Raw genomic sequence first — 17,538 nt, 5'->3', positions numbered from 1 at the left:
TTGAGACGATGTTGTTATTATAATCTATTACCCAACAAACAAGTCTACGAATACAGCCAAACGCGCATAAGCGACAAAAGCTGCTCGGTTTGGATCGGTTTTTTCACATAGTCCGACGCTCCGGCTTCGATGCACTTCGACCGGTCTTCTTTCATGGCTTTGGCCGTCAAGGCAATGATCGGCAGCTTATGGAACTCCGGCTGCTGGCGTATCAGCCGCATCGCCTCATAGCCGTCCATTTCCGGCATCATCATATCCATCAGCACCAGATCGAAATGTTTGCCGCTGTTCAATATTTCAATCGCCTCGCGGCCGTTTTCCGCAAAGGTCACGTCCATGTCGTAGCCTTCCAGCACGCTCGAAAGCGCGAAGACATTGCGGATATCGTCATCCACAAGCAGAATTTTTTTGCCTTCGAACAAAACTTCCTTGTTGTGCAGCTTCTGCAGGATTTTACGCTTGTCTTCCGGCAGGTTGGCCACAACCCGATGCAGGAACAATGTCGTCTCATCCAGCAGGCGCTCAGGCGACTTGACGTCTTTGATAATGATGGACTCCGCATACTTGCGCAGCCTCATCTCTTCTTTGCTGTCCAGATCCTTGCCTGTATAGATGATAATCGGCAGATCCTCCAGCTCCTCGTCATGCTGGATCTGATCCAGCAGCTCGAAGCCGGTCATGTCGCTCAGCATCAAATCCAGCACCATGCTGTCATACCGCTGATTACGCAGCTCATTCAGCGCCTCGGTTCCGGTGGAAACGGCGGTGATCGCCACGTCGTCATGATCAATCAGTTCAATGATGGACCGGCGCTGGATTTCATCGTCCTCCACGATCAGAAGATGCTTCACGGAATTATCCGTGTACGCCTCGATATGCGAGAACGCTTTTTCGAGTGACGTCTTGGATGAAGGCTTCTTCAGATATGCGATTGCGCCCATCTTCAAGCCTTGCTTCACCTCATCAACGACCGAAACGATATGAACCGGGATGTGACGTGTGGCCGATTCGCTCTTCAGTTCGCCCAAAATGGACCAGCCGTCCATAACCGGCAGCTGTATGTCCAGAATAATGGCATCCGGCAGGTAGGATTGGGCCATCTTCAGGCCGACATCCCCCTGCATGGCAACCAGCCCTTTGAACCCCCGGCTTCTGGCCATATCGAGCAATATGTTGGCGAAGTTCACGTCATCCTCAATAATGAGCAGCACCTTATCCTTTTCACCAATGTGGTTCCGGTCATCTTCGGGCGGCAGCGCAAGCGCCGTTTCGTTCTCGGCATCTGCGGCGGCTTGAGCCGAATTGCCGCCCTTAGGTTTGCTTACCAGCATTTCTGAAGATGCTGCCGCCTCGGCTCTCGCCGTGCCGGAGCTTTCCGCCAGGATTTCAGGCAGATACAGCGTAAAGCAGCTGCCTTCTCCCTCCACCGATTGCACCCCGATGCCGCCGCCCAGCAGTCTGGATAGCTCGCGGCTGATGGAAAGTCCCAGTCCGGTGCCCCCGTATTTCCGGCTTGTTGTGCCGTCGACCTGCTGGAACGCTTCGAAAATAAGATCGGTCTTGTCCTTCGGGATGCCTATGCCGGTGTCCTTGACCGCCACAGCAAGATAGGACATCGAATCATCCAGGTAGGAAGGCAATTTGCTGGCATCAGCCCGTTTGACATTAAATGTAATGGAGCCCTTCGTCGTAAATTTAAAGGCGTTGGACAACAGGTTGCGGATAATCTGCTTCACCCGGTGACCGTCAGTCACGATGGATTTCGGTAAATCCTCGTCATAGTTGACCTTCAAAGTAAGCTGCTTCTTGTTTGCAAGCGGCATAAAGTTCTGATGAACGAAGCTCTTCCAATCCCGGATCGGAACCTCTTCACGGTTGATTTCCATTTTCCCTGCGTCTACCTTGGAAAGATCCAGAATTTCATCGATCATTTTCAGCAAATCCGCACCCGACATATAAATCGTATGGGCATATTCGGTCTGCTTGTCATTCAGATTGCCATCCTTATTCTCCGCAAGCAGCTGCGACAGAATCAGAAGGCTGTTAAGCGGTGTACGGAGTTCATGAGACATATTGGCCAGAAATTCCGATTTGTATTTGCTGGTCACCGCAAGCTGCATCGCCTGCTGTTCCAGCTTGGCCTTGGCGTCTTCCACCTCGATGTTCTTTTCTTCAAGCTGCTGCATTTGCTCTTCGAGCGCACGCGTCTTGGCAATCAGTTCGGTATTAAAATGCTCCAATTCCTCCTGCTGGCGCTGCAGCAGATCCTCGGAATTTTTCAGCGCTTCCGTCTGCTCTTCCAGATTTTCGTTCGAGCGTCTCAGTTCCTCCTGCTGCGTCTGCAGCTCTTCCGACTGGCATTGCAGCTCCTCGGTGAGCGCCTGAGATTCGCGCAGAAGCTCTTCAACCCTTAATCTGCGGTTAATGTTATTGATGACAATCCCGAGATTAGCCGCCAGCTGGGCAAACAACTGCTGCTGCAGCTCGGTAAACGGCTCAAATGCGGCCATTTCGATCACGCCCAGCAGTTCATCCTCGAACAAAACGGGATGAATGATCAGATGAGCCGGCTTGGACTGACCGAAAGCGGAAGACACGGACAAGTAATCGTCCGGCACCTCCGTGATAATAGGCTTGCGGTCCATCGCGCTTTGTCCGATCAAGCCTTCGCCGACCTCCATTTTCTCCCTAGTCGTCCGTTCTCCTTCACCGGCATAGGTGCCGTTCAGGATCAGCTTATTCGGATCCTTATCCTCGTCATGAATATAGATTGCCCCATACGAAGCTCCCAATACAGGTGTAAATTCGCTGATAAAGGCTTGGGAAACCTGTTGTCTCGAATTCAATCCGCGCAGCAGCTCGGTAATCCGGCTTACATTGGTGTTCAGCCAGTTCTGGTCCTTCTGTGCCTGCAAGTAGCTGAGCTCCAGCTGCTGCCTCTCTTCCAGATCTTCGGCCATATCCTTAAATACATTTGCGATTTGCCCGATTTCGTCCTTGGACGTCACCTTGATCCGGCGGATCGTCTTGATTCTCCCTTTACCAAAGCTGCTGATCATCATCGACACCACATTGAGGCCCTTGGTGATGCTTGGAATGACCCACATAATGACCGCAAGGCCCAGCAGCAGCCCGACGATCATGATCGCCGTGGTGATTTGGATGGAGCGGTTATAGTTGGCTTTGACGTCCTTGATTTCCTTGTCGATCTGCAGATCCTGGAATGTGGCCAGCTCGTTCATGCTGTTCAGCGCATCCATTTGCAGGGACAAGCCGCTCGTATTCCGGTAGGCGTTAGCCTCCGTCCACAACCCTTGCGAGGCAAAAGCCAATTGCTTTTCCTCGTATTTCTTGTAGCCCTCCCATGCGCTTTGAACCTGGGTCAGCATATGCTGCTCTTCCGGCGAATCGGTGCTGGCAATCAGCTTGTTTAAATTCTGCTCCCCATTCGCGATCATGTCCTTGAGCTGTTCCTTCGAATCATTCAACGATTGCTCTTGATTGAGCATAATATTCACCAGGACCCGGGAGATGTTGTTCACCTCTCCGCGCACGCCGCTTGAATATCTAACCTTCAAGTAGCGTTCCTGATAAATCTGGTCCAGCTGCTTGTTCATATAATTCAACCGGTCATATCCGACCATCGTCAGCGCGATCAAAATAATCATCAGCGCTCCGAAGCCGATGACCAGCTTGGATTTCAGTTTCATTCAGAAGCTTCCCCCTCTTTTAACGAGATCCATACCAGGCATTTGTCGTCTTCGCGTTCCTGGTTGCCGTTATCCTCAAAAAAAGCCTTGAACATCTTCTCTTCATCCCATTGATGGGAATCTTTCAAATGGCTGACCAAAAAATTCACCTGATCCTCATGCTCTCCCTGAACCAGTTCCAGCAGCCCGTCCGTGTAAAGCGCAATATGGCCCTCACCTTCGTAATAGAGTGTTTGGGGCTCGATCTCCATCTTGTCAAAAAGCCCTACCGGACAGCAGGCCTTGTCCAACATGAAGACTTCATCGTTGTTCTGAAAAAAAAGCGCCGGCGGATGTCCCGCGTTCACATAGTCGATTCGCTTCACGACGGTATCCACGACCAAATAAATCGCCGTAAAATAATACTGGACGAGCTGACTGTCAATGTAGAGCTGATTAAACCTGCGGTTCAGCTCCTGAATGACTTTCTCCGGCTCCACATAGGTCGTCACGGTATCCTTCAGCACCGATGCAATGAACATCGTAAACAGCGATGAGGAAATACCGTGTCCCATCATATCGAGCAAAATTACGCCGTATCTTCCGCCCCCGAGCGGATACCAGGCGTACAAGTCACCGGCGAGCTCCGCGGAAGGCTGATAAATGGCGTGAACCTCGAATGACTCATCCTCAATCGCCGGACTGAGCACGGCATTCTGAACGAGCGCGGCCAGCTTCAGCTCCTCCTGGATGCGCTGGTCCCGCTCCTTATGCCAATCATTTTCCTTTTTAAGCCGCAGCGCCAGGCGGATTCTGGCCATGAGTTCCACTTTATTAATCGGTTTCGTGACATAGTCGACCGCGCCGGCATCCAGCGCCTCAGCCAATTTTTTGGAGTCTCCTACCGCCGTTACCATAATGATAGGAATATCCTTCAGATGCTCATAGTGCTGAATCAAACGGCATGCCTCGATCCCGTCCATTTCCGGCATCATCATGTCCAGCAAAATCAAATCTATATTCACGTGTCTGGCTTGCTTGGGTTCACTCGCATAGCCTTCGACACCAAGAACTTCAAACATGCCTCTGGCAGACGAGGCCGTATCGATATCGCGATAGTTTTCTTTTTTCAAAATTTCCCGAATAATAATAACGTTTGTCGGGTTATCGTCTACGATTAATATTCTCATAACACTCTCCTTACGATTCTATGAATTTGAGTTTTATGAAATCTCTCTCTTTATACTATATAACAGATAGCAGAGCGATTTCAGCCTCAAACTCCAATTAGTCATTGGAATGGGGTACATGAAATTCCACCTGTTCCAAAAACATAGATAAGGAATGGGACAACGCGTTCCCATTCCTTATCTATATTTTTGCATCATATCGAGCTTGTAAAACGCAAGCCCAGCTTATGCTTTTTTCGCAATGACAAGCACCTTGCCGAGGTCGAGCTCTTTCTCGTAGAACTGCGCTTCCGCTTCGGTAAACCCGAGGGAAGTGATCTTCGCGCGGAGCTCATCACCCCGTGAACGGAACAAATTCGCCAGAGCGTCAAACATGCCTTCTTCTTTAATGCCGATTTCATCTGCGTTCGCCGTCTCGGCAATCCGTTCCGAACGGTCACCGTCATGCGCCAGGACAAATATATCATCATAAACATATCCGCTGCTGCGGAGCTGGTTCACTTCCTTGACGGCTTGAACGCCGTTCTCCACGACTTTCGCATACGCTTTTGCATTGGTTGATGAATTCATGGTTTTCACTCTCCTCAAAAATTTGTAATCTCGCTCCATTAATCTTTAACCCAGGGAGCCAGCTTTGAAACACGGATCGGGAAACTTCCATGATTTCCTTATTCCGTGGTGCTGTCGAAAAAATCCACGCCTTGAAGGGCTCCGCTATCCGGATGCTGATATACCTTAATTGCATGGTATCCCCGGATATAGACGTTACCGTCCTCCGCCACGAACTGAGGCTTGCCGAATGCTCGCTCAATCTCTGCCTTGCTTAACGGAACCCAGGTACCGTTGACCTGCATCTTCCCGGAAGAGGCATCCACATGAACGTAATCGACAATCCCGCCGCATAGTCCTGTGCTGACATCTTGATAGTGATATTCGGTGCAGCCGCTCAAGCGATCCTGCGTGACGCGAAGCGGCTTCCCCTTCTTGGCAAGCAGATCCTTCTTCGTATCATTCAGGGAAATGCCGTTCATTGTATCAAATTGCTTCCATGAAGCCTGAGGCCGTGAAGCTTTTTCCTGTGCAAAATGAACGACTGCCTGCTGGACCGCAGGCTCCGCTGCGGGAATCTGGGCAGCAGCAGGCTGAGCGGCCGACATGGGGGATAAGGGAGCAATCAAACCTAACAATAACGCAACCATTTTCAACATCGCTTCTCACCCTTTCTGTTGTGTCTCCATCAGCCTGCTGCCCGCGTCATCCTAATGACGGAACTTCTGCCAGATCACGGCCGCAACATCCGCGTATTTCATCCAGCCCGCACCGGCCTTTCCTTTGCCTGCCGTACCGTAAGTGGCAGCATAGGATTGAAGCGTGCGCTCTTCTGCGGTCGAATGGGACGGCAGCGCATCATGCTGATTGACGCCTACGCGGTGACTTGTCTGCTTGAACTTTTGAATCATGGTGCTGGACGCCTGCTTGGCGGCAAGCGTTACTTCGCTGAGCACCTCTCCCAGGTTTTTAACCGAGTTCATCACCGGATCGATTTGTTTCATCTTATGCTGAACATCCACGGTAATATCGCTGGCATGCCTTACGATTTGCTTGACCTCGTAGCCAAGCTCGTCAATGGTCTGCTGGACTTCCTGAAGCGTTTGCGTCGTTTTCTCCAGAGAATCTTTTGCAGCCAGAAGGGTCTTGATCAAATAAACGACCAGTACGGCAAAAGCAACAGCAATGATGGCAACACTAATTCCTACGAGCATTGCAAAACCTCTCCTTCTATATAGATTGAAGCGGCTGACTGTTTCTGTTGTTTCTTATGAAATAACCGCCCGCTCCAGTCCATATGTCTTCGTTTTATGTCCTGATATGCCATAGTTACCCTATCCTCCAACCCCCGAAACAAGCCGGATTTTACCGCTTGCAGGAGTTGTTTCATTTCATTTTCGCAAGGTTAAAGAAACATACAGGATGGGGCGGACATGAGTGCCGCCGTTAGCCGGCCCTGATCTTTCATCAAAGAAAACAAGGCTCCGCGCTAACATCCAAATCATAAGAAAGCTAGGTGATTCAAGATGTTAAAATGGTCCATTATCTTTTTGATCGTTGCGATCGTCGCGGGTATCTTCGGCTTCTTTAATATCGTGGCGGCAGCAGCAACCATCGCCAAAGTGCTGTTCTTCATCTTCCTCGTGCTCTTTATTATTTCCCTGTTTACCGGCCGCAGCCGAACGCTTTAACGATGCTTGAGATGCAGTTCCCTAAAAAGAGATATTCAAAAGGTTAGAATGAAAAAAAGCCAGGCGCGATTCCGCGCTTGGCTTTTTGTATGCCGCTTGTGCTTTTATTTAAGCAAAATGGATGGCAGCGACAGCCAGTCCAGGCTGAAGGTCAGCTTGACGCCGTCCTGCAAAAATTCGATATGGTCTACGGTCAGCATGTCAGGCAGATGATCCTTCAGCTGCACCTGAATCGTACCCAGATTCAGCTTATCCGCCGGAATGTTCAGGGATTTCACACGCGTCGATTCATGATTCAGCTCGAGTACGCTGCCGTTCGCCTCCATATGGAAGGTCAGCTCTGCCCCAAACGGAATCAGTCCGGCCCATTTCCCGTTAATGTCGGCTGTGACCTCTTGCCCGTTAAAATGGAACTGAGCGCCGGTAACGGTTATTTGCTGCGGAATATCCCCGAGATGCTTCACCAGTTCTTTCTTCGCAAGCTCGTTCAGTTCACTTCCGTTCAGCGTGATTTCCGGCTTGCGGGTCTTCAGCATCTGTACGGCTTTCGCTTTGACATCAATATCCTGATAGCTTAAATCCAGCTTCTGATCCGGTGAAATATACCAGATGGCAGCCCCGCATGCAATCACAACGAGCAGCACCAATATGATGACGATTCGAAGCAGTGCTTTCATATCCCGCCTCCTTTCCATTTTCGGGTGATACGTTCACCTCATATTCTCTTATTATACTGAAACCGGAGGAGAATAACGAATTCCCCGAAATATGCGGAATATATACAGCCGTTCATAATTTAGTTCAATGGATTAAATAATTCCGTTTTGCGAGACGGCTTCAAGCCAGCGTCTGGCAATCACATCATGACCGGCGCCCGTGGGATGCACGCCATCGTGAAGCCAATAGCTCGGCTCGGCTCTTTTCGCAGCTTCATCAAAAGCATCCTGCAGCGGCACGAAAACCGTGCGAAATTCCTCTGCCAGCCGGCGGACGATATTCTGGTATCTTCCGACCAGCACCTTCCATTCATCCCACTTCTCCTCGGTCGCAGACGCCTTAAGGATAAACGGTTCGCACAGAATGAGACGCGTATCCGGCATAACCTCTCTCGTCTCTTCGAGCAAATGCCTGTAGGCTTTTTCAAAACGGTCCGTCACGCCGCTCGGCTCCCGCGATACCGTTCTCCAAGCATCGTTGACGCCGATCAGAATACTGAGCACATCCGGTTTCAAGCTGAACGCATCCTCGTTCCAGCGGGCATACAAATCGGAAACCCGGTTTCCGCTAATGCCGCGGTTGATAAACGTCGGTTGTTTCTCCGCCTGTTCGTTCGACAACTTGGAAGAAATGAGATAAACATAGCTTTGCCCGATAAAATGCTGCTGGTTCACGCCTCTGTCCCGGTTCGCATCCGTGATCGAATCCCCCTGGAACAGAAAAACCATGTTATCTTTGGCCATCATCTGCATCACTCGACTTTCATGTTGGATTAGGAACAATTTTTATCTCACATTATACCTGATATTCCCACCGTTTTTGATAGTTCAAAAAAAGTTTCCGCTCTGTATCAATCTGCATCCGGGAGCATCCTCCTATATTTCGCCAAATAAATTGGTTCAATTTACCACGCCGGGGTTATTTCTAGTGTAGAAACAACAGCCCATAAACCAAGGAGGAACACGCAAATGAAAAAAATAGTTACTTTTGCAGCAGCTTTCGGAATTATGGCTTCCATGGGAACCGCAGTCTTTGCCGATGCAGTCACGACGACGGACACAACGGTAACTCCCGTTTCCGGATCTTCGGTGACGGTTGTTAATCCAGTCAGACTCGTGGATGAGCCGATCCTTAAGCCAGCCGACCAGAACCCGATGAACAATTTGCCGCTGGTTCTCACTGAGGTCACACCGATCTACTTCGAACCCGGCGCAAAAATCGCCAGCATGCTTGCACCTCAAACGGTATTCGGTACCGGCAATCGCGTAAGCGACATCATCGGCAACGGAGAATGGATTGAGATTTACACATGGCTCGGCAAAGCCTGGGTACATGTAAATACCGCAATGTAGAGACTTATCGGCTTGCGAAATAGAATGGGCTAAAGCCCCCGGTCCTTCAAGCGGATGACTTTAGTTCTTTCTATTACATAACAGCAGGATGAACACCAAAGCACAAACAAGCGGCATGGAACTCTCATTTTCGGGATATACGAGTTTCAAAGCAAAAAAAGGGATCGGAGCTTGCCTCCGGTCCCTTTCCCATGTGATGCTGGGCTTCTATTAACGGATTACGCTTCCCCCATACAGAAAGCGAAGCTTCCAGGAATTGCTGAAATCGGTAACGACCACCCCGCCCGCTTTCTCGGAGTAAGTATGCAGCAGCTTCCCGTCACCGAGATATAAGGCCACATGCGAAATCCGTTCCTGATCAGGGTTCACGCCTGTGTTCAAGGTGCCCGTTCCCGGTGAATCCTGAAAAAACACGAGATCTCCGCGTTTCAGATCATCAATCGCATAGACTGCGCTGCTGTTCTCCTTGATCCAGGCACCCTGCTGGCGGGAATCCATCGGCAAAGTCACGCTGGCCCCCTCCTTGAAAATCTGGCGGGTGAACGCCGAACAGTCGAACGAATTCGTCTGATTCCGATCCGAGCCGTATTGATAAGGCGTGCCCAAGTATTTCATGCCGGTCTGAATCACTTGTTCGATCAAAGCGCTCGGTTTGGCGCTTACAGGCGGCAGGACGGGCGTTGGTGCCGGATTGCTCGGACCTGCGCCAAGGCTGGGGCTCGTTACTGTCTTGGAAGCGGCAGCGTTCGTGTCTGGCTTGGATGCCGTCGCTGCGGCTGCCGCTCCCGATTTCACCGTTATGTATTGATCTGCGCTGCTGGTATACCCAATGATGCCGGAAGAAGTTTTTACTTTATAAAAATATGCGTTGCTTTTCTCGAGAATGGCAACCTGGTCCCCGCTTTTCAAATAAGCGACAACCTCACTCGACATGGAAGGCTTGTCCCTTAGTTTGACGCTTGCTTGAATGATACCGGTTTGAGAAACGACACTTTTCTGTGTTGCCGCAGAAGCAGCGGCGGCCTTATTGCCTTCGGGAAGGATCAACGCGGCGGAAACCGCGGCAGAAACGAGCAGGCATGCGAGCAGGCTTTTCTTGATGTTCATTTATGCAATTCCTCCTTATGCTGACTGATAATAAATGTTACTGTCCCCATTATAGTCAGAAGGCAGGATACGACATATGCTCCTTTTCTCACAAAAATCATGTCAAATTACAGAACCAGGCAGGTCTAAAGTCTCGCTCACCCCTTAGACCCTGCCATAAGGCCCTTGTTTCCATCCCTTTGACGACGTAAAAGCGGCGTTTTATTTATTTTTTTGATGCATTCCGATGTCGTCCCGGCTCTAAGATGTCGAGATCCTTCGGTTCCACATGGACATGAACATTCATAATGTTATGCATATCCGTCAGCCGGTCCTCGATTTCATCGCTGATCTGATGACCCTCAATGATGCTAAGATGCGGATCGACCTCTATCACGACATCCACCAGGACATGGTTGCCGTGAACCCGTGCTTTGACGTCCTTAATCCCTTCCACGCCCGGCGTGCGGCCGATGGCGCTGCGGAGATCCTTAAGTTCGTCCTGATCGAATCCGTCCGTCAGCCGGTAAGTCGAGTCGCGGAAAATGTCCCAGGCCGTTTTGCATATCAGAAGGCCAACGGCAATGGCCGCAACCACATCCAGCCATGGCAGACCGAACTGAGCTCCGACGATGCCGACCGCCGCGCCGATGCTGACCAGGGCATCCGAAAAATTATCTTTGGCCGCAGCCATAAGCGCTTGGTTGTTGATCTGTTTGGCCAGTCTTTTATTGTATTGATATACGGCATACATGCAGATTGAGCATATCACGGCTACTCCGGCTGCCCATAAATTGGGCTGGACCTCCCGTCCGGCAAATAAGGAACGTACCGCTTCGACCAATACCTGAATGCCGACCATGGCCATAATGAATGATGCGATGAGAGCGGCAACCGTCTCCGCCCGGAAATGGCCGTAGGCATGATCGGAATCCGGCGGCTTCTGGGATATCCGCAGCCCGATCAGCACCGCCAGCGATGCCACTATATCCGTCACGTTGTTAAAGCCGTCCGCAAGCAGCGCGCTCGAAGCAAACACATAACCGCTGACCAGCTTGAAAGCTGAAAGAATCAGGTAAGCGGCAATGCTGACCCAGGCTCCGCGCTCCCCTTTTCGTATATCGTCATAAATATCCACAATCGTCTTATCCACCTTTTCCCCAGGTTCTCAAAAGCACTTTCCTATCCTAGCAAATGCGGCCCGTGTGGGTCTAGAGAAACATAGTTGCCGCAGGCAAAGAGGTTTTGTCCCTCCCATCTCTTGTGGGGAACCGCAAAAACAGATAAAATAAGTACACAACCTTAAGGGAGGGCCGCCCATGTCCGAAAATAATGATGTAAAAAAGGTCAATCTCGCTGACGCCATCAAGGCGAAGCTGGAGCAAAAGAAACAGCAAAACAATGCGTTTAAGCCCGGCGGGTTTCAGGGAAATTCTCCTCATGCGATGAAAAGCCAAAACAATAAAAAGCCGAATAATCAGCGCCGACGTACCGGAGGATCCTAGGATCGCAATCCGTGTATGCACGCCAAAAAAGCTGCTTCCCTATAAAGGGAAACAGCTTTTTTCAATCGTCCCGGATAGCTCCGCTTACAGGCCATTCGGGTACATTTTTTCGCGCAGGGCTTTAACCTCATCGCTCTCAAGGTACTCGTCATAAGTCATCGACTTATCGATGATTCCTGTCGGCGTAATCTCGATAATGCGGTTGGCAATCGTTTGGATGAACTGATGGTCATGCGATGTGAACAGGATCGTTCCATCGAAATCGATGAGTCCATTGTTCAGCGCCGTAATCGATTCGAGGTCCAAGTGGTTGGTAGGCTCGTCGAGCAGCAGCACGTTTGCACCGTTCAGCATCATCTTGGCCAGCATGCAGCGTACTTTCTCTCCCCCGGAGAGAACGCTCGCTTTCTTCAGGGCTTCTTCGCCGGAGAAGAGCATCCGGCCCAGGAATCCGCGCAGGAAGGTTTCGTCCTGATCCTTGGAATACTGGCGCAGCCACTCAACCAGATTCAGATCGACCCCGTCAAAATACTCGGAGTTGTCTTTCGGGAAGTAAGCTTGAGTGGTCGTAACCCCCCAAGAGAATTCGCCGCTTTCAACTTCCGTGCGTCCCATCAACACTTCGAACAGCATCGACTTCGGCAGTCCGTTCGGTCCGACAAATGCGATCTTGTCGCCTTTGTTCACGACAAAGCTCAGTTCGTCCAGCACCTTCTCGCCTTCAACCGATTTGGTGAGACGGTCCACCGTCAGCAGCTGCTTGCCGGCTTCACGCTCCGGTTTGAAGTGCAGGAACGGATATTTACGATTGGATGGACGGATGTCGTCCAGCGTGATTTTGTCCAGCTGCTTCTTACGGGAAGTCGCCTGCTTGGACTTGGAAGCATTCGCGGAGAAGCGCTGAATAAACGCCTGCAGCTCCTTGATCTTCTCTTCTTTTTTCTTGTTGGATTCGCGCTGCAATTCCAGCGCCAGCTTACTGGACTCGTACCAGAAGTCATAGTTGCCGACATAGAGCTGGATTTTGCCAAAGTCGATATCCGCGATATGCGTACATACCTTGTTCAGGAAGTGACGGTCATGGGATACGACGATAACGGTGCCTTCATAATCCATCAGGAAGTTCTCGAGCCACTGAATCGATTCGAGGTCCAAGTGGTTGGTAGGCTCGTCAAGCAGCAGGTTGTTCGGACGGCCGAACAAGGCCTGGGCCAGGAGCACGCGGACCTTCTCGTTGCCGCTCAGCTCTTCCATCTTCTTATCATGCAGCTCGCGCGGAATGCCGAGACCGATCAGGAGCGCAGCCGCATCCGGCTCGGCGTCCCAGCCGTTCAGCTCGGCGAATTCGCCTTCCAGCTCGCCTGCCCGCAGGCCGTCTTCTTCAGAGAAATCAGACTTCGCATACAAAGCGTCCTTCTCTTTCATAATGTCATACAGACGGCTGTGTCCCATAATAACGGTTTCGAGAACCGGATATTCGTCATATTCAAAATGGTTCTGCTTCAGGACGGCCATCCGTTCGCCCGGTGTCATATGAACTTCGCCCATGTTGGCTTCAATTTCACCGGAAAGAATTTTGAGGAAGGTCGATTTACCGGCGCCGTTGGCACCGATCAGGCCGTAGCAGTTGCCCGGTGTGAATTTTATATTTACATCTTCAAAGAGTGCGCGCTTTCCATAACGGAGCGTCACGCCGCTTGTACTGATCATTAAGCATTACCATCCCTTTCGCATATTGGCTTCAGCACATTATAGCATAAAAAAACCGTCTTATCGACGGTTTGCAAGCTGATAGATATCCTTTAAAACCTTAACGCGCCTCAAAAGGTGACCCATGCAGTTTCAAGCTGCAGCGCGGATATCCCTCCGTGTATTTTCAAGAACCCGCTCCGCGATGCTCGGGATGAATTCTGAGCGTCTCCCCGTACTTCAGCACCTTCAACCGGTCTTCCGCAATGCCGAGCCGCTTCCGCTCCGCCTCCATCCGGTCCAGCGCTTCGCGCGCCGTGTCATCCGCCAGCCGGAACGTGCCGTAATGCATCGGAATCATCGTTTCCGCCTTCACATCGAGAAAAGCACGCAACGCTTCCTCCGGGTTGACGTGCTGCGAGGTCATGAACCACTCCGGCTCGTAAGCTCCGATCGGCATCAGCGCGACATGGATTTTATAGCGATTGCCGATATCTTTAAAGCCGGGGAAATACCCGCTGTCGCCCGCAAAATAAAGGTTTGGCGGCAGCAGTGCCTCTTCCTGTTCATTGCCGCTTGGCGGCAGAGCGTTTGCCGGTTCAAGCACGTACCCGCCCCAATGCGAAGAGTTCGTATCGAAAGGCGTGCGCCGCGTCCAGTGCTGCGTCGGCACGAAGGATATTTTCACATGGTGGACCACCGTATGTTCCCACCATTTCAGCTCGATGCAGTTATCGAACCCTTTGCGAACCATCTTTTTCCGAAGCCCTACCGGCACCACCAGCAGCGTTCCCTTCCGGTACAGCCTGCGGATCGAAGACATGTGCAGATGATCGTAATGGGAATGCGAAATCAGGATGACGTCAACTTGCGGCACTTGCCCGATCTCGATGCCGGGCTCGCCCATCCTGCGCTCGAATCCCATCCGTTTGGCCCAGACCGGGCCAGTCAAGATGTTAAGTCCTTCATATTGAATGAAAAACGTGGAGTGGCCGATCCAGGTGATCGATGTATCCAGCCGGTTCGCATGCAGATAATCGAGCTCAGGAGGCACGTTGGGTATCTGGAAGGAATAATCCTTTTTCTTATGCTTGCGCTCCTGGCGCCATTGATTGAACTGCTTCAGGGTATGATCCGTGCTGACATTGTCCATATTGTCGTAGCGAATTTTGGGCACCATTTCCCCTCCTTCTCATACAAGCCGTTAGTTCCATTTTACCCTGAAAGAAACCCTGTGTACCAGCAGGAGAATGACGCCGACATCCACATACAGCAGAACTTTTTTCACTCGTCTTTCGGGTCCTTGTATTTAACGATATAAACGGCCAGAAACAGAATGGACACGACGACGATCCCCATGGGCGCCACAAAAATCGAGAAATCCTCCATGCTTTATCCCCCTTTCTTGGCGGAGCCCCCGCGGACGTATTTGGCGTCGAACAGGAAGAGGCGCATGATCAGAATCAGCGACGGGACAAGCACGATGAGCCCGAGAACGAAGGCCGTGATCAGCGCGATCGCCATCGTGTCATTCGTGAAATTCTCGTAAATGTTGATCTGCTTGTACAGCACGTAAGGCAGGTGGGAGCGGCCATAGCCGAACCAGGCGAACGCGAACTGCAGCATGACGAGGATAAAGGACCAGCCCAGATGCTTTTTGCTCCATACGAAATACACGGCGATCAGAAAGCAGATGAACGAAGCCACGAACATCCACGCATGGTCCAGCATGCGCTGGAAATGCTCGGTATTTTGACGGTCGATCTCCACAAAAGCAAGCAGCGAGGCTCCAATCGTCGGTCCGCTCCAGGCAAGGGCGTATCTGCGTAAAATTTCGAACGCTCCCTCGTCCCTGCTTCTTTTCGCATAATAGCTCAAAAACATCGCCGAAATGTATAATACGCTGACCAGGGCAAGCAATATGACGGACCAGGTATACGGATTCGTAAAAAACTCCATCCATCCGATCTCGACCTTTCCGGCACGCACCGAGATAATGCCCCCTTCCGATATCGCCAGAACGGTCGACAGCGCCGCCGGAATCAGAATGCCCGTCGCTCCGTACAACGCCATGTACATCTTGTTGTTCTCTTTGCTGCTGCCGTACGTATTGAATGCGTAATAGACGCCGCGCACCGCCAGCAGAACGATAACGATGCTGCCGGGTACAAGCAGAGCCGTCCCATAGTAATAAGCGGCATCCGGAAAAAATCCGATCAATCCGATGTAAAAGAACACCAGGAAGACGTTCGTGACCTCCCACACCGGGGACAGGTAACGCTGAATGATGGTATGCACCTTGTTCTCATGGCCGAGGACGACGCTGTAGAAGCTGAAGAAGCCTGCGCCGAAATCGATCGAAGCGACGATAATATAGCCAAACAAAAAAATCCACAGCACGGTGATTCCCACGACTTCATAGCTCATGTCCGGTCTCCTCCTTCGATTCCGAGCGCCCGCATCTCTTCGACCGCGTCTTTATTGCGGAACAGCTTGCTCAGCACTTTGACGCAGGAAAAGCAAAGAACGAAATACAACAGGATGAACAGCACCAGCATCCAGCCCACGTAGCCAGCCGTCGTCGCGGCTTCCGCGACCTTCATGTATCCGCGCATGATCCACGGCTGTCGTCCCACCTCCGCATACATCCAGCCCACTTCAATCGCCGTAAAAGACAGCGGTCCAAGCGCCATGATCCCGATCAGCAGCCATTTCGGATAGATTCGTTTCCCCGGCAGCCTTTTGCGGAGCATATAGAGCAGCGGGATCACGACCAGCAGTCCGCCCAGCGTGACCATCGTGTCAAAATAATAATGAATGGACAGCGGCGGCCGCTCGTCCTCCGGGAATTCATTCAGCCCGATGACCTCCGTGTTCGGCGCGTTCCCGGCCAAAATACTGAGCGCATATGGAATCTTCAAGCCGTAACGAACCTCGTTGTTATCGTCCAGCACGCCTCCATACACCAGAGTTGCATACGGCTGGGTTTCAAAATGCCACTCGCCCGCAGCCAGTTTCTCCGGCTGGTATTTCGCCAGGTATTTGCCTGAAAAGTCGCCGATGATGGCCGTGGCCACGGCAAACACGAAGGTAGAGACGACCGTTAACTTCAGTGCCTTTTTGAAATACACATGCTTCTGTCCCCGCAAAATGCTGAAGGCCGCAATGCCTCCCAGCACGCCGGCGCACAGCGTGTACGACGACACCAACACATGCGACACCTTGGTCGGCGCGGCGGTGTTCAGCATCGCTTGAAGCGGATTGATGTCGGTCAGGACGCCGTCCGACAGCGTAAAGCCCTGCGGGGCATTCATAAAGGAATTGACGGTTGTAATGAACATGGCCGAGGCCGATGAGCCGAGGGCCACCGGAATCAGGAGCAGCAGATGCGTCAGCTTATTGGTGAACCGGTCCCAGGTGTACAGATAAATGCCCAGAAAGATCGCTTCCACGAAAAAGGCAAAAGTCTCCATGAACAGCGGCAGCGCGATCGCCTGACCGGCTACGCGCATAAAGGTCGGCCACAGCAGGCTGAGCTGCAGCCCGATCGAGGTGCCCGTCACAACGCCTACCGCCACCGTAATGACAAAGCCCCGGGCCCACCGGCGGGCCATCAGCGTATAATGCGGATCCCGGGTACGAATGCCGCGCCATTCCGCGAGGGCGATCATGACGGGAATACCGACTCCCAGCGATGCGAAAATGATATGTACGAACAGCGTGAGACCGGTCAGAATCCGGCTCAGCAGAACAGGATCTAGCGAAGACATGCGAATCATCAGCTCCTTCAGCATTTGGCGGTTTCCGCTTACCCAAAATAGTCCATATATCTCAAAAAGCCCTTGATAGCGCCATATAGGCAAATCGCGGCAACAACTACGCAAATTACGATCAGAACTCTTTCCTGCTTTTTAAACATCGTGAAACCCCCGGATTTCGGCAATTTACATGTAGCGGCTCTGCACATCACACAGTTTGGCTAAAAAAATCCTTTCATATCCAAAGAGTTTTTTTGTTTGTCGGCAAAGTAAGGTACACTATAATGAGATATAAAAACGTCGATCGACGTA

17 protein-coding genes are annotated in these 17,538 nt (G+C 51.4%); 3 read left to right on the top strand and 14 right to left on the bottom strand.

What is annotated here, in order from left to right; genetic code table 11:
• Positions 1 to 44: 44 nt before the first annotated feature.
• From PCH05_RS19825 to PCH05_RS19805, 5 genes are all read right to left on the bottom strand, one after another.
• Complete coding sequence (locus tag PCH05_RS19825) at positions 45 to 3,710, bottom strand: response regulator (protein ID WP_127605069.1); 3,666 nt, start codon at positions 3,708 to 3,710, stop codon at positions 45 to 47.
• Positions 3,707 to 4,879, bottom strand: a complete 1,173-nt coding sequence (locus PCH05_RS19820; protein ID WP_127605067.1) for a PP2C family protein-serine/threonine phosphatase — start codon at positions 4,877 to 4,879, stop codon at positions 3,707 to 3,709. The genes PCH05_RS19825 and PCH05_RS19820 overlap by 4 nt, the downstream gene beginning before the upstream one ends.
• Before the next feature lie 225 nt (positions 4,880 to 5,104).
• A complete protein-coding gene (locus PCH05_RS19815; protein WP_127605065.1) occupies positions 5,105 to 5,449 on the bottom strand; it encodes a YflT domain-containing protein in 345 nt (114 codons plus the stop codon).
• Positions 5,450 to 5,547: 98 nt separating this feature from the next.
• A complete protein-coding gene (locus tag PCH05_RS19810) occupies positions 5,548 to 6,087 on the bottom strand; it encodes a hypothetical protein (RefSeq protein WP_127605063.1) in 540 nt (179 codons plus the stop codon).
• 51 nt (positions 6,088 to 6,138) lie between these two features.
• Positions 6,139 to 6,642, bottom strand: a complete 504-nt coding sequence (locus tag PCH05_RS19805) for a DUF948 domain-containing protein (protein WP_127605061.1) — start codon at positions 6,640 to 6,642, stop codon at positions 6,139 to 6,141.
• A 312-nt stretch (positions 6,643 to 6,954) separates the two neighbouring features.
• On the opposite strand from PCH05_RS19805, the gene PCH05_RS19800 reads away from it, so the two are divergent.
• Positions 6,955 to 7,119 (top strand): DUF1328 domain-containing protein, encoded by a 165-nt coding sequence (locus PCH05_RS19800; protein ID WP_127605059.1) that lies wholly within the window; start codon positions 6,955 to 6,957, stop codon positions 7,117 to 7,119.
• Between the two features lie 104 nt (positions 7,120 to 7,223).
• On the opposite strand, the gene PCH05_RS19795 is transcribed toward PCH05_RS19800, so the two are convergent.
• Together PCH05_RS19795 and PCH05_RS19790 are read right to left on the bottom strand one after the other, a co-directional pair.
• The gene (locus PCH05_RS19795) at positions 7,224 to 7,796 is read right to left on the bottom strand and encodes a hypothetical protein (protein ID WP_127605057.1); all 573 of its coding nucleotides are present in this window, start codon (positions 7,794 to 7,796) and stop codon (positions 7,224 to 7,226) included.
• A gap of 132 nt (positions 7,797 to 7,928) precedes the next feature.
• Positions 7,929 to 8,582 carry an SGNH/GDSL hydrolase family protein gene (locus tag PCH05_RS19790; RefSeq protein ID WP_371860565.1) on the bottom strand — a complete coding sequence of 218 codons (654 nt, stop codon included), beginning with the start codon at positions 8,580 to 8,582 and terminating at the stop codon, positions 7,929 to 7,931.
• A 222-nt stretch (positions 8,583 to 8,804) separates the two neighbouring features.
• Here PCH05_RS19790 and PCH05_RS19785 point away from each other — a divergent pair, with 222 nt between their 5' ends.
• Positions 8,805 to 9,188, top strand: coding sequence for a hypothetical protein (locus PCH05_RS19785; RefSeq protein WP_127605053.1), 384 nt, complete (start codon positions 8,805 to 8,807; stop codon positions 9,186 to 9,188).
• Positions 9,189 to 9,398: 210 nt separating this feature from the next.
• On the opposite strand, the gene PCH05_RS19780 is transcribed toward PCH05_RS19785, so the two are convergent.
• Positions 9,399 to 10,295 carry a C40 family peptidase gene (locus PCH05_RS19780; RefSeq protein WP_164766728.1) on the bottom strand — a complete coding sequence of 299 codons (897 nt, stop codon included), beginning with the start codon at positions 10,293 to 10,295 and terminating at the stop codon, positions 9,399 to 9,401.
• Positions 10,296 to 10,500: 205 nt separating this feature from the next.
• Complete coding sequence (locus PCH05_RS19775) at positions 10,501 to 11,415, bottom strand: cation diffusion facilitator family transporter (protein WP_127605105.1); 915 nt, start codon at positions 11,413 to 11,415, stop codon at positions 10,501 to 10,503.
• A 178-nt stretch (positions 11,416 to 11,593) separates the two neighbouring features.
• Here PCH05_RS19775 and PCH05_RS19770 point away from each other — a divergent pair, with 178 nt between their 5' ends.
• Positions 11,594 to 11,779 (top strand): hypothetical protein, encoded by a 186-nt coding sequence (locus PCH05_RS19770; protein WP_127605051.1) that lies wholly within the window; start codon positions 11,594 to 11,596, stop codon positions 11,777 to 11,779.
• A gap of 84 nt (positions 11,780 to 11,863) precedes the next feature.
• Here PCH05_RS19770 and PCH05_RS19765 read toward each other — a convergent pair whose 3' ends face one another.
• From PCH05_RS19765 to PCH05_RS19750, 5 genes are all read right to left on the bottom strand, one after another.
• Positions 11,864 to 13,489 carry an ABC-F family ATP-binding cassette domain-containing protein gene (locus PCH05_RS19765; protein WP_127605049.1) on the bottom strand — a complete coding sequence of 542 codons (1,626 nt, stop codon included), beginning with the start codon at positions 13,487 to 13,489 and terminating at the stop codon, positions 11,864 to 11,866.
• Positions 13,490 to 13,655: 166 nt separating this feature from the next.
• On the bottom strand, positions 13,656 to 14,645 hold the full coding sequence (locus PCH05_RS19760; protein ID WP_127605047.1) for an MBL fold metallo-hydrolase: 990 nt from the start codon (positions 14,643 to 14,645) through the stop codon (positions 13,656 to 13,658).
• 107 nt (positions 14,646 to 14,752) lie between these two features.
• Positions 14,753 to 14,857, bottom strand: coding sequence for a cytochrome bd oxidase small subunit CydS (locus PCH05_RS28195; protein WP_411830538.1), 105 nt, complete (start codon positions 14,855 to 14,857; stop codon positions 14,753 to 14,755).
• A gap of 3 nt (positions 14,858 to 14,860) precedes the next feature.
• Entirely contained in the window at positions 14,861 to 15,895 is a 1,035-nt protein-coding gene (locus PCH05_RS19755; RefSeq protein ID WP_127605045.1) for a cytochrome d ubiquinol oxidase subunit II, read from the bottom strand.
• Positions 15,892 to 17,238: a cytochrome ubiquinol oxidase subunit I gene (locus PCH05_RS19750; RefSeq protein ID WP_127605043.1), complete on the bottom strand. Its 1,347-nt coding sequence runs from the start codon at positions 17,236 to 17,238 to the stop codon at positions 15,892 to 15,894. Before PCH05_RS19750 ends, PCH05_RS19755 begins: the two co-directional genes overlap by 4 nt.
• Positions 17,239 to 17,538 lie beyond the last annotated feature (300 nt).

Source organism: Paenibacillus chibensis, assembly GCF_004001045.1.
Lineage (GTDB): Bacteria > Bacillota > Bacilli > Paenibacillales > Paenibacillaceae > Paenibacillus_AQ > Paenibacillus_AQ chibensis.
This window is presented reverse-complemented; position numbering and strand designations above follow the sequence as displayed.